This window comes from Bradyrhizobium erythrophlei, from assembly GCF_900129425.1.
Classification (GTDB): domain Bacteria; phylum Pseudomonadota; class Alphaproteobacteria; order Rhizobiales; family Xanthobacteraceae; genus Bradyrhizobium; species Bradyrhizobium erythrophlei_C.
This window is the reverse complement of sequence record NZ_LT670817.1, coordinates 2,590,377-2,612,819: the sequence shown is the minus strand read 5'-3', so window position 1 is coordinate 2,612,819 and position 22,443 is coordinate 2,590,377. Positions and strand designations below refer to the sequence as shown.

At 63.3% G+C, this 22,443-nt stretch carries 20 protein-coding genes; 7 read left to right on the top strand and 13 right to left on the bottom strand.

Annotated features, from left to right (window positions below):
* Positions 1 to 43 precede the first annotated feature (43 nt).
* The 3 genes from modA to B5527_RS12130 are packed head-to-tail and all read left to right on the top strand — an operon-like array spanning position 44 to position 3,391.
* Positions 44 to 808: a molybdate ABC transporter substrate-binding protein gene (gene modA / locus B5527_RS12140; protein WP_079601499.1), complete on the top strand. Its 765-nt coding sequence runs from the start codon at positions 44 to 46 to the stop codon at positions 806 to 808.
* 53 nt (positions 809 to 861) lie between these two features.
* Entirely contained in the window at positions 862 to 1,734 is an 873-nt protein-coding gene (locus B5527_RS12135) for a fumarylacetoacetate hydrolase family protein (RefSeq protein ID WP_079601498.1), read from the top strand.
* Between the two features lie 28 nt (positions 1,735 to 1,762).
* Positions 1,763 to 3,391, top strand: a complete 1,629-nt coding sequence (locus B5527_RS12130) for a thiamine pyrophosphate-dependent enzyme (RefSeq protein ID WP_079601497.1) — start codon at positions 1,763 to 1,765, stop codon at positions 3,389 to 3,391.
* Positions 3,392 to 3,581: 190 nt separating this feature from the next.
* Here B5527_RS12130 and alkB read toward each other — a convergent pair whose 3' ends face one another.
* The 11 genes from alkB to B5527_RS12075 form a co-directional block, all read right to left on the bottom strand.
* On the bottom strand, positions 3,582 to 4,235 hold the full coding sequence (gene alkB, locus B5527_RS12125; RefSeq protein WP_079607237.1) for a DNA oxidative demethylase AlkB: 654 nt from the start codon (positions 4,233 to 4,235) through the stop codon (positions 3,582 to 3,584).
* A 12-nt stretch (positions 4,236 to 4,247) separates the two neighbouring features.
* Positions 4,248 to 4,997, bottom strand: coding sequence for a 2OG-Fe(II) oxygenase (locus B5527_RS12120; RefSeq protein WP_079601496.1), 750 nt, complete (start codon positions 4,995 to 4,997; stop codon positions 4,248 to 4,250).
* Between the two features lie 200 nt (positions 4,998 to 5,197).
* Complete coding sequence (locus tag B5527_RS12115; RefSeq protein ID WP_079601495.1) at positions 5,198 to 5,884, bottom strand: DUF2848 domain-containing protein; 687 nt, start codon at positions 5,882 to 5,884, stop codon at positions 5,198 to 5,200.
* On the bottom strand, positions 5,877 to 7,226 hold the full coding sequence (locus B5527_RS12110; RefSeq protein ID WP_079601494.1) for an amidase: 1,350 nt from the start codon (positions 7,224 to 7,226) through the stop codon (positions 5,877 to 5,879). Before B5527_RS12110 ends, B5527_RS12115 begins: the two co-directional genes overlap by 8 nt.
* 105 nt (positions 7,227 to 7,331) lie before the next feature.
* Positions 7,332 to 7,649 (bottom strand): AtuA-related protein, encoded by a 318-nt coding sequence (locus B5527_RS12105; protein ID WP_079607236.1) that lies wholly within the window; start codon positions 7,647 to 7,649, stop codon positions 7,332 to 7,334.
* Positions 7,649 to 8,992 (bottom strand): acyclic terpene utilization AtuA family protein, encoded by a 1,344-nt coding sequence (locus B5527_RS12100; RefSeq protein ID WP_079601493.1) that lies wholly within the window; start codon positions 8,990 to 8,992, stop codon positions 7,649 to 7,651. Before B5527_RS12100 ends, B5527_RS12105 begins: the two co-directional genes overlap by 1 nt.
* Positions 8,992 to 9,708 (bottom strand): ABC transporter ATP-binding protein, encoded by a 717-nt coding sequence (locus B5527_RS12095; protein WP_079601492.1) that lies wholly within the window; start codon positions 9,706 to 9,708, stop codon positions 8,992 to 8,994. Before B5527_RS12095 ends, B5527_RS12100 begins: the two co-directional genes overlap by 1 nt.
* Positions 9,698 to 10,429 carry an ABC transporter ATP-binding protein gene (locus B5527_RS12090; RefSeq protein ID WP_079601491.1) on the bottom strand — a complete coding sequence of 244 codons (732 nt, stop codon included), beginning with the start codon at positions 10,427 to 10,429 and terminating at the stop codon, positions 9,698 to 9,700. Before B5527_RS12090 ends, B5527_RS12095 begins: the two co-directional genes overlap by 11 nt.
* The gene (locus B5527_RS12085; RefSeq protein WP_079601490.1) at positions 10,419 to 11,339 is read right to left on the bottom strand and encodes a branched-chain amino acid ABC transporter permease; all 921 of its coding nucleotides are present in this window, start codon (positions 11,337 to 11,339) and stop codon (positions 10,419 to 10,421) included. The genes B5527_RS12090 and B5527_RS12085 overlap by 11 nt, the downstream gene beginning before the upstream one ends.
* Positions 11,332 to 12,258, bottom strand: coding sequence for a branched-chain amino acid ABC transporter permease (locus B5527_RS12080; protein WP_079601489.1), 927 nt, complete (start codon positions 12,256 to 12,258; stop codon positions 11,332 to 11,334). The genes B5527_RS12085 and B5527_RS12080 overlap by 8 nt, the downstream gene beginning before the upstream one ends.
* Positions 12,259 to 12,301: 43 nt before the next feature.
* Positions 12,302 to 13,549, bottom strand: a complete 1,248-nt coding sequence (locus B5527_RS12075; RefSeq protein WP_079601488.1) for an ABC transporter substrate-binding protein — start codon at positions 13,547 to 13,549, stop codon at positions 12,302 to 12,304.
* A gap of 210 nt (positions 13,550 to 13,759) precedes the next feature.
* Between B5527_RS12075 and B5527_RS12070 the strand changes: the two genes are divergently transcribed.
* The 4 genes from B5527_RS12070 (at position 13,760) to B5527_RS12055 (ending at position 17,751) form a co-directional block, all read left to right on the top strand.
* Positions 13,760 to 14,170, top strand: a complete 411-nt coding sequence (locus tag B5527_RS12070; protein ID WP_079601487.1) for a Zn-ribbon domain-containing OB-fold protein — start codon at positions 13,760 to 13,762, stop codon at positions 14,168 to 14,170.
* A 4-nt stretch (positions 14,171 to 14,174) separates the two neighbouring features.
* On the top strand, positions 14,175 to 15,314 hold the full coding sequence (locus tag B5527_RS12065; protein WP_079601486.1) for a thiolase C-terminal domain-containing protein: 1,140 nt from the start codon (positions 14,175 to 14,177) through the stop codon (positions 15,312 to 15,314).
* Positions 15,315 to 15,426: 112 nt separating this feature from the next.
* Positions 15,427 to 16,347: an SDR family oxidoreductase gene (locus B5527_RS12060; RefSeq protein ID WP_079607235.1), complete on the top strand. Its 921-nt coding sequence runs from the start codon at positions 15,427 to 15,429 to the stop codon at positions 16,345 to 16,347.
* 288 nt (positions 16,348 to 16,635) lie between these two features.
* Positions 16,636 to 17,751 carry an SMP-30/gluconolactonase/LRE family protein gene (locus B5527_RS12055; protein ID WP_079601485.1) on the top strand — a complete coding sequence of 372 codons (1,116 nt, stop codon included), beginning with the start codon at positions 16,636 to 16,638 and terminating at the stop codon, positions 17,749 to 17,751.
* A gap of 87 nt (positions 17,752 to 17,838) precedes the next feature.
* On the opposite strand, the gene ppc is transcribed toward B5527_RS12055, so the two are convergent.
* Both ppc and B5527_RS12045 read right to left on the bottom strand, forming a co-directional pair.
* Complete coding sequence (ppc, locus tag B5527_RS12050) at positions 17,839 to 20,634, bottom strand: phosphoenolpyruvate carboxylase (protein WP_079601484.1); 2,796 nt, start codon at positions 20,632 to 20,634, stop codon at positions 17,839 to 17,841.
* A gap of 235 nt (positions 20,635 to 20,869) precedes the next feature.
* Positions 20,870 to 22,417 (bottom strand): acyl-CoA synthetase, encoded by a 1,548-nt coding sequence (locus B5527_RS12045; RefSeq protein WP_079601483.1) that lies wholly within the window; start codon positions 22,415 to 22,417, stop codon positions 20,870 to 20,872.
* Positions 22,418 to 22,443: the final 26 nt, after the last annotated feature.

The window sequence follows — 22,443 nt, the reverse complement described above, 5'->3', positions numbered from 1 at the left end:
TGCACCGTTCGAATGTCATCCGCTGCGATCAATTGGGGGTATCATGAAATGGCTTACGCTTGCGGCAGCCGCATCGATGCTGAGCCTTGCGCTGGCCATGCCGCCGATGAATGACCTTCATGCCGCCGAGCTCAGGATACTGGCCGGTGGCTCGATGACGGGGCCGCTGAACGAACTCGGCCCTCAATTCGAGCGCGCCACCGGCCACAAGCTCGTCATACACTTCGATTCCACACCCAACCTGATCAAGCAGGCCACCTCGGACGCGCCGTTCGATCTGGGTGTCGTTCCCATCGACGTTTTCAAGGACAGCGCCGCCAAAGCGCGGTTCGCGGCGGGGCCGGCGATCGAGATTGCCCGCGTCGGGTATGGCGTCGCCGTTCGCGCCGGCGCGCCCAAACCTGACGTCAGCACACCGGCCGCATTGAAAAAGACGCTGCTGGACGCGCAATCGATCGCCTACATCCCGGCGAGTGCGGCCGGCGCTTATGTCACTGGTGTCTTCGAGCGCCTCGGCATCGGCGAGGCGATGAAGGCCAAGACCAAAGTGCAGACCGCGACAACGGAGATCCCCCAGGCCGTCGCCAAAGGCGATGCCGAACTCGGGGTGTTTCTGGTCAACGTATTGATGGCTCCCGGCGTCGAGCTTGCCGGTTCATTCCCCGCGGAATTGCAGCAGGAGCTGGTCTTCGCGGCCGCGGTCGCCGCCGACACCAAAGAAGCGGAAGCCGCCAAAGCCTTCATCGGCTTTCTGACCACGCCCGCGGCTGCCGCCGTCATCAAAGCCAAGGGCATGACGCCCGGCTAGCGAAGACGAAGCTTCACGAGCAGAGATCAATTTCTTATCGTATTGGATACCCGATGACCCCTCCCCGCCTCGCCACCTATTCCGTCGCAGGATCGACAAAGTACGGCGCCGTCGTCGAGGGCGGCATCGTCGATCTCTCTGCGCGCTTCGGCAAGGATTATCCGACGCTGCGCGAGGCCATCGCCGCCGGCGCCCTGACAAGACTTGCCGAGGACGCCGCAAAGCGCTCACCGGACCATGCGCTGGACACCATCACATGGCTGCCGCCGATTCCCGCGCCGGAAAAAATCATCTGCATCGGCGTCAATTATCCCGACCGCAATGCCGAATACAAGGACGGTCAGGACGCCCCCAAATATCCCAGCATGTTCATGCGCACCCCGCGCTCCTTCGTCGGACACAATACGCCGCTGGTTCGCCCGCGCGCCTCCGCGCAGCTCGATTACGAGGGCGAAGTGGTTCTGGTCATCGGCAAGGCCGGCCGCCACATTCCGGAGAGCACGGCACTGGATCACATCGCCGCCGTCACGCTGTGCAATGAAGGCACCGTCCGCGACTGGGTCCGGCACGCGAAATTCAACGTGACGCAGGGCAAGAATTTCGATTCGACCGGCAGTCTCGGTCCCTGGCTGGTGCCTTACACCGATGAATCGCAGATCGCCGATATCAGGCTGACGACGCGGGTCAACGGCGAGACGCGGCAGGACGACCGCACCGGACGGCTGATCTTCGGCTTCCGTTACCTGATCAATTACATCTCGACCTTTACGACGCTGGTGCCCGGTGACGTCATCGTGACGGGGACGCCGACCGGCGCCGGTGCGCGGTTCGATCCGCCGCGCTATCTCAAACCCGGCGATGTCGTCGAGGTCGAGGCCGACAATATCGGCGCGCTGCGCAATGGCGTGATCGACGAAACCCTATGAAATTGTTCGCAAGCGATTGGAAGAAACCATGACTTCATCTACCGGCGGCGAAGCCATCGTCAGCGGCCTGGTCGCACACGGCGTCGATACCGTATTCGGCCTGCCCGGCGCCCAGATCTACGGCCTGTTCGACGCGTTCCAGCAGGCGCAGCTCAAGGTGATCGGCGCCCGCCACGAGCAGGCCTGCGGCTACATGGCCTATGGCTACGCGCGATCCACCGGCAGGCCCGGCGTGTTCAGCGTGGTGCCGGGCCCCGGCGTGCTCAATGCCGGCGCGGCCCTACTGACGGCACTCGGATCGAACGAACCGGTGCTGTGCCTGACCGGACAGGTGCCGACGGCGTTTCTCGGCAAGGGCCGCGGCCATCTGCACGAGATGCCCGATCAGCTCGCGACGCTGCGAACCTTCGTGAAATGGGCCGACCGGATCGAATATCCCGACGCGGCGCCGGCGCTGGTGTCGCGCGCATTCCAGGAAATGCTGTCGGGACGGCGCGGGCCCGTCGCGCTTGAGATGCCATGGGACGTGTTCACGCAGCGCGCGGAAACCGGTCCATCGAAGCCGTTCGATTCGTTTCCGGCGCCGCAGCCCGATCCCGAACGCGTCAAGGCCGCCGCCGCGCTGATCGCCGGCAGCAAGACGCCGATGATCTTCGTCGGCAGCGGCGCCATTGACGCGCGCGATGAAATCCTCGAACTCGCCGAACTGATCGACGCGCCGGTGGTGGCGTTCCGCAGCGGACGCGGCATCGTCAGCAACGCGCACGAACTCGGGCTGACGATGGCGGCGGCCTACCGGCTGTGGCCGAAGACCGACCTCATGATCGGAATCGGCACACGCATGGAATTGCCGGCCTCGTCGTTCCGATGGCCGTTTCGGCCGGACGGCCTGAAATCCATTCGTATCGATATCGACCCGTCGGAAATGCGCCGGCTTGCGCCGGATGCCGCCGTGGTCGCCGATGCACGCGCCGGCACAAGTGATCTGCTCGCGGCGGTCAGAAGGGCCGGCTACCGCAAAACCAGCGGCCGTCGCGCCGCGATCCGCGAGGCTTCGGCAGCGGCGCTGGAGCAGATCCAGAAGATCCAGCCGCAGATGGCTTACCTGAATATTCTGCGCGAGGTGCTGCCGTCGAATGCCATTGTCACCGACGAGCTGTCGCAGGTCGGCTTTGCCTCCTGGTACGGCTTTCCGATCTATGAGCCGCGTACCTTCGTCACCTCGGGCTATCAGGGCACGCTCGGCTCGGGCTTTCCGACCGCGCTTGGCGCCAAGGTCGCCAATCCCGACCGGCCGGTGGTCGCGATCACAGGCGATGGCGGCTTCATGTTCGGGGTGCAGGAACTGGCGACCGCGGTCCAGTTCAACATCGGCGTGGTCACGCTGGTGTTCAACAACAACGCCTACGGCAACGTACGGCGCGACCAGCGGGAACGTTTCGATGGCCGCGTGGTGGCGTCCGACCTGGTCAATCCGGATTTCGTCAAGCTCGCGGAATCCTTCGGCGTTGGCGCTGCGCGCGTCACGTCGCCTGATGGATTCCGCCCGGCACTGGAAAAGGCGCTGGCGGACGGCGGTCCTTACCTCATCGATATCGAAGTGCCCAGGGATTCCGAGATCAGCCCGTGGGAGTTCATTCATCCGACGAGGCCGTAACAATAGTCGTCGTCATTCCGGGGCGACGCTTCTTTTTCCCTTCTCCCCTTGCGGGAGAAGGTGGCACGGACGTCAGTCCGTGCCGGATGAGGGGTTCCGGTCCATCGATAGACCGGAACCCCTCACCCGTCTCGAATTCGCTTCGCTCATTCGAGCCACCCTCTCCCACAAGGGGAGAGGGTAAGAAAGCTCACCGCGCCTTGCGGAATGTCAGATTGATGCGTTGCCGGCCCATCAACGCGTGCTCACCGTCCGCAAGCGGGGCGACCCCGTGAAACCTCAGTCGCGCCGGGCCGCCCCACACCGCGATGTCGCCGTGTTCGAGCCGGAAGCGTTGCGGTTTGTCGGCGCGCTTCAAGCCGCCGAACAGGAAGACGGCAGGCAAACCCAGCGAAACCGAGACGATCGGCGCGCCGAAATCGTGCTCGTCCTTGTCCTGATGCAGCGACATGCGGGCGCCGGGCTGGTAGCGATTGACCAGGCAGGCATCCGGCGAAAATCCACCGAACCCTGCCTGTGCCGCCGCTTGTCGGGCAAGCTCGCGAAACGAGGGCGGCATCGCCGGCCACGGCCTTGCAGCCTCGGGATCGCGGGCATCGTAGCGATAGCCGCTGCGATCGGTGACCCAGCCGAGGCTGCCGCAATTCGTCATCGCCACCGACATCCGATGGCCGCCGGGCGTGACCATGTGGCGAAACGGCGACTGCGCCACGATATCGCTGAGCTCAGCGAGCAGATCGGCTTCTAGTGATTTGGCGAATCCGCGCAGCAGCACGGCACCTTCCGCCATCGGTTGCTGCGACGGGCGAACATCGGGCGCGTTTTCAAGCAGATCCGCAGTCAACGAGCCTCGCACTCACTTCGCATCGTGAAAGATCACGCCAAGGGTATGGCGATGGCCGGAGCGAATCCGGCTCACGCCATGGCGCAGGTTAACGCGATAGAATCCACGCGTCCCCTGCACCGGTCGGTGATGCACGGCAAAAGCCACCGCGTCGCCCTGCGCGAGCGGCACCACCTCGGGCCGCGACTGCATCCGCGGCCGCTGCTCGGTCAGCACGAATTCGCCGCCGGTGAAATCACGCCCCGGTTCCGACAGCAGGAACGCAACCTGCAGCGGGAACACGTGTTCGCCGTAGAGATCCTGATGCAGGCAGTTGTAGTCGCTTTCGCCGTATTGCAGCAGCAGCGGGGTCGGCCGGGTCTGGCCGGCGGCATGGCAGCGCCTCAGGAATTCTTCGTGGCCTTGGGGATAACGGATATCGATGCCCATCGCCTCGTTCCAGCGATTGGCGACGTCACGAAGCTGCGCATACAGCGCCGGCCGCAATTGCGCGATCGGGTCAGGCAGCGGATAGGAAAAATATTTGTATTCGCCGCGCCCGAAGCCGTGACGCCCCATCACCACCCGGCTGCGGAAGCGAGTGTCGTCCGGATAGAGAGCGGCGAGCCCACGGCACTCGTCCGGGGAGAGCAAGCCCTTCAGGACCGCGCAGCCCTGGGCGTCGAGATCGCGGCTGGCTTCTGTCCAGTCGATCGCATCGACGCGCGCGGCGAAGTCCGAGGAAGGTGCGGGAAGGATAGTGGTTTTGGCTTGCGATTTCATGGCGACAATCTCTCAAATCGCGTCACCTTCCGCCACCCGATTTCCGGGAGAACCGCCCTCTCCTGTCACTGCGAGCCACCGGGTCGCGCGAACGCGCGCCCGATGACAGGCTCCGCGAAGCAATCCATGGCGGCGATCCGGAAAGAGATGGATTGCTTCGTCGCAAGCGCTCCTCGCAATGACGAAGATGGGACGACCAGTTACCCCAGCACCGGCAGCTCAATTACATCATACGCGTGGCGTATCGTCCGCTTGAGAACGGGATCCTCAAGCTCGAATTCAAACCGGCTGGCGGGCCGGATGCCGCCCTTGGCCGCAAAAGTGCCGCCGAACATGGCGCAGCCGTCCGGCAGTCCCTTGCCTGCAAAACCGCGATGAACGAGTTCCTCCACCGGCAGCATGGCGTCAAGCGTACCCTCCTGGTACAGCACCCGCGCCCCGTCGATCCACGCGAACGAACGCAGGATCATCCGGTCCCAATGGCCGGCAACTTCCTCGAGTTCCCACAGCACCGGCGCGATCGGCTTGTCGCACATCTGCTTGGAAACCGTGACGCTGTAGGTTTCCACCTTGCGATCAGTGTGATCGGAGCCGGCGCCGACGAAGATGCGGCCCTGCCAGCCGATCAGCACGAATTCGACCTCGCCGCTGGATTCGGTGCCGCTGACCTCGATGCTGTCTTCCGTGGTCAACCGCCGCGCCGAGACCCGATAATAGATCGGCGTCGACGCCGGCCGCGCGATACCGATCGCTTCGAGTTCGGCGATATGCTTGTCACGCGCCACCGGATCGCGGCCGGTCCAGCCGGCGATCACGGCCTGGTCGATCGGCAGCGTGAGTGGCGTCGAGGCGGACTGGGTGTCGATGGTGAATGCCAGATCAAACACGGATGACACCCTCCATTGCTGCCGCGAGTTCGAAGATGCGGCGGTCCGCACCGCCCGATGACGCCAGCATCAGCCCGACCGGCACCTCGCCCTCGCGATGACAGGGCAGCGAGATCGCGCAGCCGTCGATCATGTTGATCAGCGTGCAATTGCGCAGCGCCAGCAGGTTCGCCTTGGTAAAAGCCTTGTCGTCGGCGAGATCGGCGATGCGCGGCGGCGTGTTGGCGGTGGTCGGCAGAACCAGCGCGTCATAGGGGGCGAGGCGTTTTTCGGTGCGCGCGATCAGCGACCGCCGCGCGGCCAGCAAGTCGATATAGTCGGCGGCACTCAGGCTTTCGCCGCGCATGATCCGGCTGGAGACGCGGGGATCGTAGACGTCGCCCTTGCTGGCGATCAGATAGCGATGCCAGGCATAACTTTCAGCCGCGGCGAAACCGCCCTTGGCGTTCATCACGGCAACGTCGAGGAATTCCGGCACCGCGATCCGCTCGATCAGCGCGCCCTGGCGCGACAGCGTTTCCAGCGCGCGCTCGAATGTCCGCGCCACGTCATCCTCGAGTTCGTCGAGCGCGACCGTGGTCGGCACCGCCAGGCGCATCCCCTTGATCGAACGCGGCTGCAGCGGGGCGACCGTTTCGTCGGCGAGCACGGCGTCGAGCACCGCGCAGCACCCGACCGTGCGCGCCAGCGGCCCGAAACTGTCAAGCGTGAACGACAGCGGCACGCCGCCGTCGAGCGGAACGCGCCGCTGGGTCGGCTTGAAGCCGACGATGCCATTGAAGGCGGCCGGAATCCGGCACGAGCCGCCGGTATCGGTGCCGAGCCCGCCGTGCGCCATGCCGTCGACGACCGATACCGCGGCACCCGACGACGACCCGCCGGGCACATGGCCGACGCCGCGCCGCCACGCCCCCTTCGGGGTGCCGTAATGCGGATTGATGCCGATCCCGGAAAAAGCGAATTCGGTCATGTTGGTACGGCCGATCACCACAAAACCGGCGCGGCGCAGACGCGCCACCGCGGACGCATCGGCTTCCGCCGGCGGTGAATCGTCGAGCGCGCGCGAGCCGGCGCGGGTGACCTGCCCCTTGATGTCGAACAGATCCTTGATCGAGACGGGAATGCCGGCATAGCGCGACGGCGCCGCCTTCACCTCGCGCAGCCGGTCCATCGCTTCCGCTGCCTCGATCGCGGCTTCGGCATCGACATGGATGAAGGCGCGCGCGCCCTCGCCCGAGGCGTCGGCGATCCGGGCCAGGCATTGGTCGACCAGCTTGCGGGCGCTGGTGCGGCCGCTGTCGAGATCCTCGGCCAGGGTAGCGAGTGTGGGAGTGTTTTTCATCGTCGATTCTCTCCGTAATGGCCGGGCTCGTCCCGGCCATCCACGTCTTGCTTCTATCTGCGACCTTAAAGACGTGGATACCCGGCACAAGGCCGGGCATGACGATTATAGATCGAGGCCGTCTTCGATATCCATATCTAGCAGCGCCGAGCTAAGCGACTTGCCATGCGCGTCGAGCGCCAGCGACCGCGTCACGCCGCCGCCGAGTGCCCCCGTCATGACGAAATTCAACGCTGATATGTTGGGCAGCTCGTAGCGGACCACGTCGCCTTCGACAACGGCGGCAAAATGCGCTTTCACCCGCGCGCTGGTGACGTGCTGAACCAGCAGCGGATTGTGCTTCTCATCATAGGCAATCACCGAGATGTTCGAGGTGTTGCCCTTGTCGCCGGTCCGGGAATGGGCGATCTCGCGCAATTTTATCATTCAAGCCCCACGAAACGGACTTGCGGCTTCGCAAGTTCGCGCGGCAGCAACACGGATGCCACCGCGACCACATCGCGGGCCGATTTGAACGCGCCGCCGCCGGCGGCCGGGCCATTGGTATAGAGCGTCTCGACCTCGTTGCCGATCCTGACGGCCTCACGCAGGTTTTCGGTGCGGCCGGCGACGCGAACGCGTACCTCGTAAGGCTCGCTCGCGCGCGCGGAGACATCAGGGCCGTGCAGCGAATCGACGCCGATCAGTTCGAACCGCCATTCGCTGGCCGCGACGCCCGTGAGTTTCAGCCGCTCGCGAACGATCTCCAGCGCCAGCCGTCCGCGCGCCAGTGCGCCGGGACCGGCATAGGAAATCTGCCCCTCGCCGATAAAACTGTCGACATAGCCGACCGAGACTTTCAGCGTCTCGGTGCGTTTGGTGCCACGCCCACCGCTGACGCGCACCCGATCCAGCGCGATCTCCTCGACCTTTACCTGCGAGAAATCCGCCACCACATCGGGCTGAATATACTGCCGGGGGTCATGCACCTCGTAGAGCAGTTGCTCCCTGCAGGTTTGCGCCGTCACCGCGCCGCCGGAGCCTGCGACCTTGGTGATGACAAGGCTGCCGTCCTCGCCGACTTCGCCGATGGGAAAGCCGAGCCGCGCCAGATCGGAGATGTCCTTGTAGCCGGGGTCGGCGAAGTAGCCGCCGGTGATTTGCCCCGCGCATTCGAGCAGGTGGCCTGCGACGGTGCCCTGCCCCAGCAGATTCCAGTCATCCATCGCCCAGCCGAAGGCATGGATCATCGGCGCCAGAAACAGCGCGGGATCCGACGCGCGGCCGGTAATCACGATATCGGCGCCGCCGGTCAAGGCCTGCGCGATCGGCTCGGCACCGAGATACGCATTGGCCGACAACAGCCGGTTGCCGAGCTGCCTGATGGTGCCGTCGAATTCCATGATCTTGAGATCGCCGTCCTTGCAGGCATCGAGCACGTCATCACCGACCACGGCGGCGACCTTCAGCGAAGACAGTCCCAGCGATTTGGCGATCTCGGCGGTCTTGCGGGCTGCGGCGACCGGATTGGCCGCGCCCATATTGGTGACGATCCTGATGCCCCTGGCCGCGCAGATCGGCAGCACCGCGCGCATTCGCTCCTCGAGCAGCGGATCATAGCCGCTGTCGGGATCCTTCATGCGCGCCTGCTGCGCCAGCGCCACGGTGCGCTCGCCGAGGCATTCGAACACCAGATACTGGATGTCGCCCTTTTCGGCGAGTTCGACCGCGGGCTCGATGCGGTCGCCCGAATAGCCGGCACCGGATCCTATCCTGATCGTTCGCATCACTTCAGCCCGAAATAGGCACGCCGCAGCGCTTCGTTATCGGTCATTTCCGCCACAGTGCCGGAAAAGCGGATGCGTCCGCCTTCCAGCACAAATACGCGCGTCGCCACTTCGAGGAAACCGATATTCTGCTCGGCGATCAAAAGCGCCAGCCCACGCCTGCGCAGATCGCTGAGGATGCGGATGACTTCCTTGACGAACAACGGCGACAGCCCGGCCGAGGGTTCATCCATCACCAGAAGCCGCGGCTCGGCGGCAAGCGCCTTGGCGATGCCGAGCATCTTGCGCTGGCCGCCGGACAGACTGGAGGCCGGCGCCCGTCGTTTTTCGCGCAATGCCGGAAACAGGCCATAGAGTTCCTCGACGCGGGCACCGGGATCGGCATGGCCGAGTGCCTGCGCCCCGACCCGGATGTTCTCCTCGATCGAAAGGTCCGGAAATACCGCGAGTTCCGACATGTAGGTCATGCCGAGCCGCATCCGGTCGCTGGAGCGCATCCGCGTCACATCTTCGCCGCCGAGTTGGATCGAACCCTGCCGCGCCTCGATCAGACCGACCAGCGATTTGAGAAACGTGGTCTTGCCGGCGCCGTTGGCGCCGAGCAGCAGTACGGTCTCGCCTGATCGCACATCGAGATCGACGCCCCAGAGCACCTGCATGGTGCCGTAGCCGGCGTCGACGCCCGTGGCCTGCAGCAACGCGGCTTCAGGCGGCATGCTCGCCTCCCAGAAACACCTCGATGACCTGCGGCACCTGCACCGCGACCGCGAGCTTGCCTTCGAAAATCTCCTTGCCGGCATTCATGACAATGACGCGGTCGGTGATGTGTTCAATGAATCCCATCAGGTGCTCGACGACGATGATGGCCATCCCGCTCTGCGCCAGCGCCTTGATGCGTTCGGCGATCCAGTCGAGTTCCGCCGGATTGAGTCCGGCGGCGAGTTCGTCGAGCAGCAGCAGCCGCGGACGGGTGGCGAGCGCACGGACCAGATCGAGCATCTTCTGCTGCGCGTTGTTAAGGTCGGCTGCGGTGCGGTCGGCGACCTCGGCGAGCCGGTATTCGTCGAGCAGCGCGGCCATGGTCGGCGGCGCCACCGCGGCACGCCCATAGGCCAGCGCGACCTCGATATTCTGCCGCACCGTCAGCGACAAAAACGGTTTCGGAACCTGGAAGGTCCGATTGATGCCGCGATGGACCAGCTTGTGGGAGACGACCCCACCGATATCAGCCCCATCCAGCACCACCTCGCCGCCATCAGGGGCATAGAGCCCGGAGATTACGTTGATCGCGGTGGTCTTGCCGGAGCCGTTCGGCCCCACCAATCCCAGAATTTCGCCTGCCGCGACATGGAAGCTCAAGCCGTCGAGCGCGTAGAACCCGCCGAAGCGTTTTGTCAGTTTTGTCACGTTGAGAATGGGCGCGCCTTCAGGGGACATGCCACCCTCTTCGGGTTGCGAGCGAGACCAGGCCCGCGGGGAGAAACAGCACCAGCCCCATGATCAACAGACCGTAGATCAATTGAAAATATTGCGGCGTGGTGAAGCCAATCAGATTGTAGATGCCATACAGGATAATGACGCCGACGATCGGGCCGGAGATCGTGGCCACGCCGCCGAACAGCGCAAACACGATGGCAAAGATCGAAAAATCGCCGCTAAAGACATTGTCGGGATAGAATACCGAAACATACCAGGCATAGACGCCGCCGGCCAGACCCGCCACCAGCGCGGACGCCAGCCACGCGATCACCCGCATCCGCACCACGTTGACCCCGGCCATCGAGGCGCTGACCGCGTCTTCCCGCACCGCCTGCAAGGCGAGACCAAAGCGCGAGTTTTTCAGGAACACGACGGCGCCGAGGGTCAGCGCCAGCACCACGAGCGCGGCAGTATAGGCCAGCGTCGGATTGAACGTGCCGGTCAGCGAGACGCCGTAGGGCCCGCGGGTGATGTTCTCGAGCGCCGGGTTGGCGACGAAGTGAAGCACCGCCAGCGAGGCGGCGAGATTGGCGATGGCGAAATAGGCGCCGGAGAGCCGCAACAGCGGCGTCAGCAACAGCCCCAGCGCGACCGCGACCAATCCGCCCACGATCACCGCGAGTGCTGCGGGCGCCTGATAATTCATCACCAGGATCGCAAAACCATAGGCGCCGGCGCCGAAGAAGCCGACATAGCCGAACGGCAGATAGCCGGTGAAACCGTAGATGATGTTCACGCCCTGGGCGAGAATCAGAAAGATCACGAAATTGAACAGCAGCAGATGGTTTTGATAAATGCCCGGCAGCACCGCAAACACGGCGATCAGCGGCACGACGATGAACAGGATGTGTCTGACGGCGCTAGGCAACGCGCACCCGCCTTCCGAGCAGACCGCTCGGACGCAGCAGCAGGATGAAGATCAAGAGCACATAGGGCAGAAGGTCGGCCCATGAACTGAGATAGGTCTGCACCAGCATGTAGCAGACGCCGTAGACCACGCCGCCGAGCGCCGTCCCTAAGGGATTGCCGAGCGATCCCAGCACCACGATGGCGAATGACGTGACCGTCGCATCAGCGCCGAACGCCGGGGTCACCGATCCGAACATGAAGGGCGCGAAGACGCCGGCCACCGCGGCAAGCCCCAATCCGATGCCGAATGCCGCCGCCGAGACGCGATCGACGTCGATGCCGGTCGCGAACGCCTCATCGCGCCGCGACATCACAGCGCGGGTTAGGGTGCCCAGGCGGGTGCGGTACAGATAAACGTACACCAGCGCGATCGCGATCAGGCTGGTGATGGCCGCGATCACCCAGGACGCCGGAAATCCCTGACCGAAGATCTGCACCGGTCCGGCTGCGTCCGGCTTGCCGCCGAACAGCTTGACCTTGATGGTCGAAAGCACGGTGCCGAGCGCGCGGCTCTGGATCGAACGTTCGCTGGTACCGAAGAAAATCGTCGTGACGGCCTCGATCACCTGCGACAACCCGAAGAACAGGATGATCGACAGCATCTCCGGGTTCACCGAACCCTGCAGCCGCGGCACCAATACCCAATAGAGCAGCATGCCCACCGCCACGAAGATCACGAACGCGAGCGGCACCGCGAACAACGGATCGATGCCGGCCAGCGTCACGACCCCGAACGCGACGAAGGCGCCGAGCATCAGAAAGTCGCCATGCGCAAGGTTGACGATGCGCATGACGCCGAACACGAGATTGAGGCCGATCCCAACCAGGCTGAAATACAGGCCGAACAGAACGCCGGCGACGAGCGCGTAAGTCAGCATCAGCCCTTCGCCCCCGGCGTCCGGTTCGTGGTCCGCGATCGCCTCATGGGCGCGGATAGACCGGCTTGCCGGTGGCGGTTTCGTGCGGATACACCGAGACGAACTTGATGTGTTCGTGTTCGTTGAGTTCGAGCTGCCCGAGCGGCGTCAGTTCGCCGATCTGGCCGCCCGTCTCGTCGAGCGCGAAGGTGCCGTCGAGCGTCTTGAGTTGACCGGACAGGCTGAACGTTGCTCGGCGCAGTTCGAGTTGATCGAGGCTGGTCGCCACCGAAAGCGTCTTCTCGATGATGAGCCCGGTGGTGTAGCCGGCAACCGCGTTGAAGCCGAATTCGATCTTGCCGTCCGGATATTTCTTGTCCCAGGCCGCCCGATAATCCTTCATGTTCATGCCGAAATTGACGGGATATTCAAGTTCGGAGGGAGGCACGTAAGTGAACACATGCTCGAGGCCCTTCTCGCCGACGTTCTTCTCGAGCAGTTCGGTCTCCAGCCCCGCATAGATGCAGAACAGCATCTTGAACTTGACGCCGACATCCGCGACGTTGCGCAAAAACGCGATGTCGTTCGGCGCGTAGCCGAAATGAATCACCGCATCCGGATTGGTGTTATTGATGTTATTGATGATGACCGTGTAATTGGTGGTTTCGGTCGGAATGCCCTGATCGTAGACGATCTCGATCGGCGCGCCGGAGTCCTTGACGAATTTGCGGAAGGCGTTGGCCTGGGTGCCGGTGAATTCATTGGTCGAATACAAAATCGCGACTCTCTTGATCCCGAGCCCCGGCCCGTCGTGTGAAATAAAATCCGCCACGGGCTTGGGCCAGACCGTCGAAACCGGGTCCGCCATCAGCGCGATGTAGGGATTGTCCTTGGAAAAGAAGCTGGCGCCGGTGCCGGTCTGGTCGAACAGGAACATCTTGCGGTCGCGCGCGATCGCAACCGCGGGCGCGGTCAGCACCGAACCGGAGTCGGCGACCAAGAGATCGACCTTGTCCTGCGTGATCAACTGGTTGTAGAGCGTCGATGCGGTGGCGGTATTGCTTTGATCGTCGTAGGCCACAAGCTTGACGGGAATTTTCTTGTCGAACGCCTTCACGTAGACGCCGCCCTCGGCGTTTTTCTGTTCGGACCAGAGTTTCAACGCGCTGAAAACCGGCATCGAAATCGAGGCGTAGCGCCCGGAGGACGCATACAGCGTGCCGATCTTGATTTCCGCCGGCGCATCGGCGGCAAAGGCCGGCGCGGCAAGCGTCATAGCTGCGGCCAGCACCGCGCCCGTCATCTTCAACATGAAATCCTCCCGATTTTCTTCGTTTCGCGCGGACAATAGCGCGGGCGGTCACAGGGATACAAGCGCCCCCGGGGCCAGGCCATAGTGCCTGTACCGGAATACGCGGCATGCGGCGAGTCCGCTGGACCGTTGACGCCGGACCGTCCAATGTCGCATCAAGATCGGAGCCGGCGGGCCGAAGCTGGCCCCGCCGAGGGAGGAATCACCGCCATGGCCGAGCCAGCGCGCGCACGACCGAAACCGACGCCGGAAACCCAGCATTTCTGGGATGGCACGCAGGCAGGCGAATTGCGCCTGCAGCGTTGCGACGCCTGCGCCAACGTGTATTTCCCGCCGCGCCCGTTCTGCCCGGCCTGCGCCTCGCGCAAGGTCAGCGTGTTCAAGGCCAGCGGCAAGGGCAAGCTCTACAGCTACGTCATCCATCACCGGCCGGTGCCGGGCTTCACCCCACCTTACGCCATCGCGGTGGTGGAACTGGACGAAGGTCCGCGCTTGATGAGCAACATCGTCGATTGTCCGCAGACCCCGGAGGCGCTCGAACTCGACATGAAACTGGAAGTCGCGTTCGAGAAGCTCGACGACAAGATCACCCTTCCCTTGTTCCGTCCGGCGAAGGGGTAACATCATGCGAAGAAATCAGGTCGCCGTCGTCGGCGCTGCGGAAACCACTGAACTCGGCGTGATCCCGAATGTCTCGCAAATCCAGTTGCACGCGGATGCGGCGCTCAACGCCATCGCCGATGCCGGCCTAAAGTTGTCCGATATCGACGGTTTTGCCACCGCGGTCGAGACGCCGCAGCAGATCGCGCATTATCTCGGCATCACCCCGACCTGGGTCGACGGTACCTCGGTGGGCGGCTGTTCCTTCATGCTGCATGTCCGCCATGCCGCCGCCGCGATCGAGGCCGGGCTGTGCAAGACGGTGCTGATCACGCACGCCGAAAGCGGCAAGTCGAACATCGGCCGCACCCCGCGCATGATCGGACCCGATAGCCTCAACGGCCAGTTCGAATTGCCTTACGGCGTCTCGACTCCCGCCAGCATGTTTCCGATTCCCGTGCTGCGCTACATGAAGACCCATGGCATCACCCATGAGCAGATCGCCATGGTCGCGGTGGTGCAGCGCGAATGGGCCGCGAAGAACCCACGCGCCACCATGAAGGCGCCGATCACGGTCGAGGACGTCCTGAACTCGCGGATGATCGCCTATCCATTCCGTATCCTGCAATGCTGCCTCGTCACCGACGGCGGCGGCGCACTGATCCTGACATCGGCCGACCGCGCTAAGGATTTTCCGACCAAGCCGGTCTATATCCTCGGCACCGGCGAGAGCGTGGAAACGCCGATGGTCAGCCAGATGCAGACTTTTGACAGTTCGCGCGCGTTCAAGGTGGCAGGGCCCCTGGCCTTCAAGGAAGCCGGCATCTCGCATAAAGACGTCGATCACCTCATGATCTACGATGCCTTCGCGCATCTGCCGCTCTATGGGCTCGGCGATCTCGGCTTCATGCCGCACGAAGAGACCGGAAAATTCATCGCCGACGGCAACACCCGTCCCGGCGGCAAGCTGCCGCTAAATACCAATGGCGGCGGCCTGAGCTACATGCATTCGGGCATGTACGGCATGTACGCACTGCAGGAGAGCGTGCGGCAAATGCGCGGCATCGCGCCGGCGCAAGTGCCGGGCGCCAAGATTTCGGTCTGCCACGGCGTCGGCGGCATGTTCGCGGCGAGTGGCACGATTATTTTTACAAACGAGCGATAACAACGTTCGTCATTCCGGGATGGTCCGAAGGACCAGGCCCGGAATCTGTAGATAGATTCCGGGTTCGCGCTTCGCGCGCCCCGGAATGACGAAGACCAAACGGGAGGCAATCATGGCACCGATAAAATCACTCCAGGACAAATCCATCATCGTCACCGGCGCCGGGCGCGGTATCGGGCGCGAGATCGCGCTGCTTTGCGCGGCTGAAGGCGCCAAGGTCGTGGTCAACGATCCCGGCGGCGCCGCCGACGGCTCGGGAACGAGTGCTGCGCCGGCCGAAGAAGTGGTCGAGGAAATCAAGAAGCGCGGCGGGACGGCGGTGGCGAATTTCGAAACCGTCGCCGAGGCGATTCCGGCCAGCAGGATCGTCAAGATGGCGGTCGACAGTTTTGGCAAGCTCGACGGCGTCGTCAACAATGCCGGCATCCTGCGCGACGCGATCTTCCACCGCATGAGCATCGATGCCTTCGAGTCCGTCATCAAGGTTCACCTGATGGGCTCGTTCTATGTCTCGCACGCCGCGGCGCGGTTGTTCCGTGAACAGGAAAGCGGCGCCTTCGTGCACTTCACATCGACATCAGGCCTGATCGGCAATTACGGCCAAGCCAATTACGCCGCGGCGAAGCTCGGCATCGTCGGACTGTCGAAATCGATCGCGCTCGACATGGAACGGTTTCATGTCCGTTCCAACTGCGTCTCGCCGTTCGCTTGGAGCCGGCTGATCGGGACCATCCCGACCGAGACCGAAGCCGAGAAGGCGCGGGTGGCCAAAATTCAGCAGATGGGGCCGGAAAAGATCGCACCGATCTGCGCCTTCCTGCTCAGCGAGGAGGCCCGGGACGTCACCGGACAGATTTTCGCGGTGCGCATGAACGAGATTTTCCTGATGGGCCAGTCGCGCCCCCTGCGCTCGATCCACCGCGGCGAAGGCTGGACGCCGCAGACCATCGCCGAGCACGGCATGCCGGCGCTGAAGTCGTCGTTCTATAAGCTCGACCGCTCGGCGGATGTTTTCAACTGGGATGCGATTTAGAAATAGTAACCTGGGTGAAGAACAGCGAAACTCAGGGAATCCCAAGTGCTTGCCGTCATTGCGAGGAGCGCAGCGACGAAGCAATCCATCCTTCTTGCTGTTGATGCATGGATTGCTTCGCGGAGCCTGTCGTCGGGCGCGCATTCGCGCGACCCGTTGGCTCGTAATGACGAGGGTGGCGACATCACCGGCTCCCCGCGATCTCCGGTTGTTCCGTCCCGTTTCGCCCGCTTTATGCCGAATTGTGGGCTCACCATCTCCTTCCAACAAAAACCGTGGGAGGAAATCATGAAAAATCCATCCGATTTACCTGACCGCCAATCCGACAACGGAACTGAAGGCGTCGATCGCCGCGTGCTTTTGCGCGGCGCAGCGACGCTTGCCGCCACGAGCTTGGTCGCGTCCGACGCGCTGGCCCGCGATTTCGGTCGCAACGCCGAACCGCAACGCTATCCCGATCCCGATATCGTGGTCATCGACCCCAAGCGCTTCAAGGCCAAGGTCGGCAACACCGCCATCAAGCGCCTGTATACGGGTTGCCTGTGGGCCGAAGGACCGGCCTGGAATGCCGCCGGCCAATATCTGGTCTGGAGCGACATTCCCAACAACCGGCAGCTCCGTTATCTCGACGATGACGGCCACATTTCGGAGCAGTTCCACAAGCCGTCCAATGAAGCCAACGGCAACACCTTCGATTTCGAAGGACGGCAGATCGGTTGCGAGCGGACCCGGCTGGTCCGGTTCGAGCACGACGGTTCGCTCACCGCGCTGGCCGAGCAGGCCAACGGCAAGCAGCTCAACGGACCGAACGACGTCGTCGTGCACCCCAATGACAAATCGATCTGGTTCACCGATCCCGGTTACGGCGCGATCAGCATCTATGAGGGGCAGCGGGCCAATACCGGCACCAACCAGCCCTACCAGAAAGAGGCGGTGTACCGGCTCGACGCCCTTACCGGCCAGGTCAGCAAGGTTGCCGACGAACCGTTCAAGCCGAACGGCATCGCCTTCAGCCACGACTACAAGAAGGTCTATGTCTGCGACACCGGCATCACGCATTACCCCAATGCAAAGAACATCGTCTGGCAATACGATCTCAACGGCGACAAACTCTCGAACCCGCGCACGCTGATCGACATGACGCTCGACGGCAAGTCGGGCTTCCCGGACGGGATGCGGGTCGATACCGATGGCAACATCTGGGTCGGCGCCGGATGGGTCGGCGATGGCTATGACGGCGTCCAGGTTTTCGCGCCGGACGGCGACCGTATCGGCCAAATCAAGCTACCCGAGACCTGCGCCAATGTCTGCTTCGGCGGCAGGAAACGAAACCGCCTGTTCATGACGGCCAGCCAGTCGTTGTACGCGGTCTATGTGGAAACCCAGGGCGCGCATAATTGCTGAAGTGGCGAATGGCGAGTAGCGAATGGTGAGTGGTGAATAGCGAGTGGCAATCCTCCATTCGCTATTCGCTACTCGCCACTCGCTCCTTCACCCGCTATTCCGCAGCCCTGCCGAGATGCCGTTGATGGTGAGCTGGATACCGCGCAGCACCTGTTCATCGGGATTCTGCGCGCGGTGCTCCTTCAGCAATTCCACCTGAACGTGGTTGAGGGGATCGAGATAAGGGAAGCGGTTGCGGATCGAACGGTCCAGCAGCGGGTTACCCTGCAACAGGCGCTCCTGCCCCATGATCTCCAGTAACCTCTCGATCGAAGTGTGCCATTCCTGCCGGATGCGCCCGAAGATTTCTTCGCGCAATCCCACATCCGGCACCAGTTCGGCATAGCGCGAGGCGATCGCGATCGAACTCTTGGCCAGCACCATGTCCATGTTTGACAACAGCGTGCGGAAGAATGGCCATTCGCGATAAAGCTCCTTCAGGAACGGCATGCCCTTTTCAGGGTGCTCCGCGACCCAGGTCTCCACCGCGCTGCCAAAACCGTACCAGCCCGGCAGCATCAGGCGGCATTGCGCCCAGCTGAACACCCAGGGAATGGCGCGCAGATCCTCGATCTCGCGCGTCTTCTTGCGTGAGGCCGGACGGCTGCCGATGTTCAGCGTCGAGATTTCGGTGATGACAGTGGAAGCCCAGAAATAATCCGCAAAGCCTTCGGTTTCATAGACCAGCCCGCGATAGGCCTTGAAGGCCAGCGCCGACAACTGCTCCATCGCCTTCAGATATTCTCCCGACGGCGCGCTGTGCTTTGGCTGCAGCAGGCTCGCTTCAAGCGTCGCGGCGGCAAGGATTTCCAGATTGTTGCGGCCGACCTCGGCGTTGGAATATTTGCTGGAGATAATTTCGCCCTGTTCGGTGATCCTGATCTGGCCGTTCACCGCGCCGCCGGGTTGCGCGATGATGGCGTCATAGCTCGGGCCGCCGCCGCGCCCCACCGAGCCGCCACGGCCGTGAAACAGCCGCAATCGCACGCCGTGGCGCTCGAATACCTCGATCAGGTCGATCTCGGCCTTGTAGAGTTCCCAGCCCGAGGTGACGAAGCCGCCGTCCTTGTTGCTGTCGGAATAGCCCAACATCACTTCCTGGACCGCACCACGGCTGTCCACCAGCTTGCGATAATCGTGCAGCGAGAACATCCGGTCCATGATGCCGGCGGACGCCTGCAGATCCTCGATGGTCTCGAACAGCGGCACGATATTGAGCGCACTGCGGCCGGAGGGATCGACCAGGCCGGCCTCCTTCAGGAGCAGCGCCACCTCCAGCATGTCGGACATCCCCTTGCACATCGAGATGATGCATTGAGGGATGACGTCGGCGCCGAATTTGGCATGCGCCTCGGCCACCGCGTGGAACACGGCCAGTTCGCCCACCGTCTCGTCGCTGTATTTCACGAACGTCGAAGTCAGCGGCCGCGAATTGCGCAGCTCGGTCGTCAGAAGGGCAACCCGCGCTTCTTCGTTCAGCGCCAGATAGGACATGCCCGGCATCGCCGCATCGATCAGTTCAGCGACCGTGCGTTCGTGCACCGCGGAGTTTTGCCGTATGTCGAGGCTGGCCAGGTGAAAGCCGAAACAATCCATCGCCCGGCGCAACAGCCGCAGCCGTCCGCGCGCGATCACACCCGAATTGTTTGAAATCAGCGACCGGTACAGGACATCGAGATCGGCCTTGTATTCCCCGACATTGGCGTAAGGCGCCGCCTCGCCGACCGGCCGCCTCGTAATGCCCACGTCAAGCTTCAGCGCGGTCGCGGTGAGGCGGGCGTAGATGCCGGACACCGCGAGGCGATAAGGCTCGCCCTTGCGATGCGGGGAGGTATCGGGCGAACGCGCGGCCAGCGCGCGCAATTCTTCCGAAACGTCGGCTAGATGTGCCGCGAGCGACAGTTCGGAGCCGAGCACGTGCAGTTCTTCGAGATAGAACCGCAGCACGCGGCTCGACTGCAGCTTCAGGGTGCCGCGCATCACGTCCGCGGTGACGAAGGGGTTGCCGTCGCGATCGCCGCCGATCCAGCTGCCCATCCTCAGGAACGATGCCAGTTCGCCGGCGACGCCGTCGCCCTCGTTCAGCCGGTCCGCCAGCGCGCAATGTACCCGCGGCACCTCGCGCAGGAAGGTGTAATCATAAAATGACAGGCCGTTGGCGACCTCGTCGAGCACGGTGAGCTTGGTACGGCGCAGAAGATTGGTCTGCCACAGCGTCAGCACTTCGCGGCGCAATTGTTCGTCGCTCGCCTCGAGTTCCGGAGGCGTGAGCTGGACGCGTTCGCGCCGGTCCAGCAACGCCGCGATCGCCATCTCGCGATCGATCGTGCTCTTGCGGCGAACTTCGGTGGGGTGCGCGGTCAGAACCGGACTGACGAGCGCCGCGGCAAAGAATTTGCGCAGATCGGCCGAGCTGAAACCGACGTCGCGCGCATGCGAAAGCGCCGACGCCAGCGTCCCCGAAGGCGGCGCTCCGCCGGAGGAGGAGCGCGTCCGCATCTGGCGGATGTTGTTCTGATCCTCGGCGATGTTGGCGAGATGCGAGAAATAGCTGAAAGCGCGCACGATACGCACGGTCTCGCTGGTCGACATGCTGTCGAGAATGATTTCCAGTTCGCGCCGCGCCGGCTTGTCGTTATCGCGGTGGAACCTGATCGAGGTCTGGCGGATGCGCTCGACCAGGTCGAACACGTCGGCGCCTTCCTGATCGCGCACAGTGTCACCGAGGATGCGCCCGAGCAGCCGGATGTCATTCCGCAGCCGGGCATCTTCCTCAAGCGCCAGGGCTTCGTCGGCGCGATTGGATCGGACGTCGGTGTCGGAAGGCACGATCTGGGGTGACATGGCTGATAGCTCCAGAAACTGCCCGGCTCCCCTGAGTCGCAATTTTTGCGGCTCGGCGCAAGTCCAAGAAAAAGGCTGGTGCGGTCGAGATTAGTGCCCTCATCCTGAGGAGCGGCCTCTTGGCCGCGTCTCGAAGGATGAGAAGCGCGGGCTCTCATGGTTCGAGACGCGCCAACGGGTCCGCGCGAAGCGCGGCCCGATGATAAACTCCGGCGCGCTCCTCACCATGAGGACCCTAAATCTTCCTTCCCGCCCGCTCCCAATAGGGATCGCGCAGGCGGCGCTTGAAAATCTTGCCGGAATCCTCGCGCGGCAGATTTTCGAGGATTTCGACCTGCTTCGGCACCTTGTAGTCGGCGAGCGAGGCCTTGAGCTGCGCCCGGATCGCCCCGGGGTCCAGCGTCACCCCTGCCTGTGGTTCCACCACCGCCATCAGCCCCTCGCCGAATTCATCGTCGGGGATGCCGAATACCGCGCAGTCGTGGACGCCGGGAACCGCATGCAGCGCGGCTTCGATTTCGGCCGGATAGATGTTGACGCCGCCCGAGATCACCATGTCGCGCTTGCGGTCGCAGATGAAGACATAGCCGTCTTTGTCGATATAACCGACGTCGCCCGAAGTGATAAAACCATCGCGTTCGATCTCGGCGCGCTTTTCCGGCTTGTTGTGATAGGTGAAATCGGGATTGCTGGCGATCCGCGAATAAATCTCGCCGATCTTGCCCTGCGGCAGGATTTCCCCGTTTTCTCCGACAAAGCGCAACTCCGCGCCGGGCGAGATCTTGCCGACGGTACCGGGCTTCTTCAGCGCGTCCTCGGAATTGGCAAAGGTGACCGCGCCGGATTCGGTAGAGCCGTAGAACTCATGGATCACCGGCCCCCACCAATCGATCATCGCGCGCTTGACGTCGGCCGGACAGGGCGCGGCGGCATGGATGACATGGCGCAGCGATGACATGTCGTATTTTTGGCGCACCGCTTCCGGCAGCTTCATCAGCCGGATGAACATGGTCGGCACCATGAAGATGGTATCGATCCTCTGCTCCTCGATCAGCCGCAGAAATTCCTCCGGGTCGAACCGTGGCATTAATACCAGCGTCCCGCCGAGCCGGCCGGCGCGCAGACCGAATGAATTCGGCGCGGAATGATACAGCGGCCCCGGCAGCAGCGCGCGAATGCCGGGTCTCACTCCGTAGATCATCGCGCGCATCCGTTCCGCGGAAGCGGTCTGCTCCGGCGTCGGCGCGTTGCGCCGCACCCCCTTGGGATGACCTGTTGTGCCCGAGGTGTAGATCATGTTCTGCGGCTGCGGCAGCGCCGGACCTTCATAGGGCCGTTGCTGTTCGAGCCAGGATTCGAGTTCAACAGCGAAGTCAGGCGTGGCGAGATGATCGGGATCGATCTTGTAACTCGCCAGGATTTCCGGCGGCGTCGGGGCGCAGAGCACGGTCACGCCAGCGGGTATCGCGTCGCGCAGCTGATGCAGCATGTCGGCATGGCCGATCAGAACCGACGTTCCGGAGTCGCTTAACACGTAGTTGATTTCGTCCGGCTTGAAGTGCCAGTTCACGGGCACCGCATAGGCACCGAGCCGCATCGCGGCATAAGCGGCCTCGATGAAGGCAATGTCGTTGCGCATCAGGATGCAGACGCTGTCGCCCTGCCCGACGCCAAGCTTTTGCAAACCGCCGGCGATGCGCGCGGCACGGTCGGCGACCTCAGCGTGGTCGCGCCGGCGCTGACCGCTGATGACGCCGAGGAAAAGCGGAGATGTTTCAATCATTCTATTTTTCGTTAGTGAATAACACT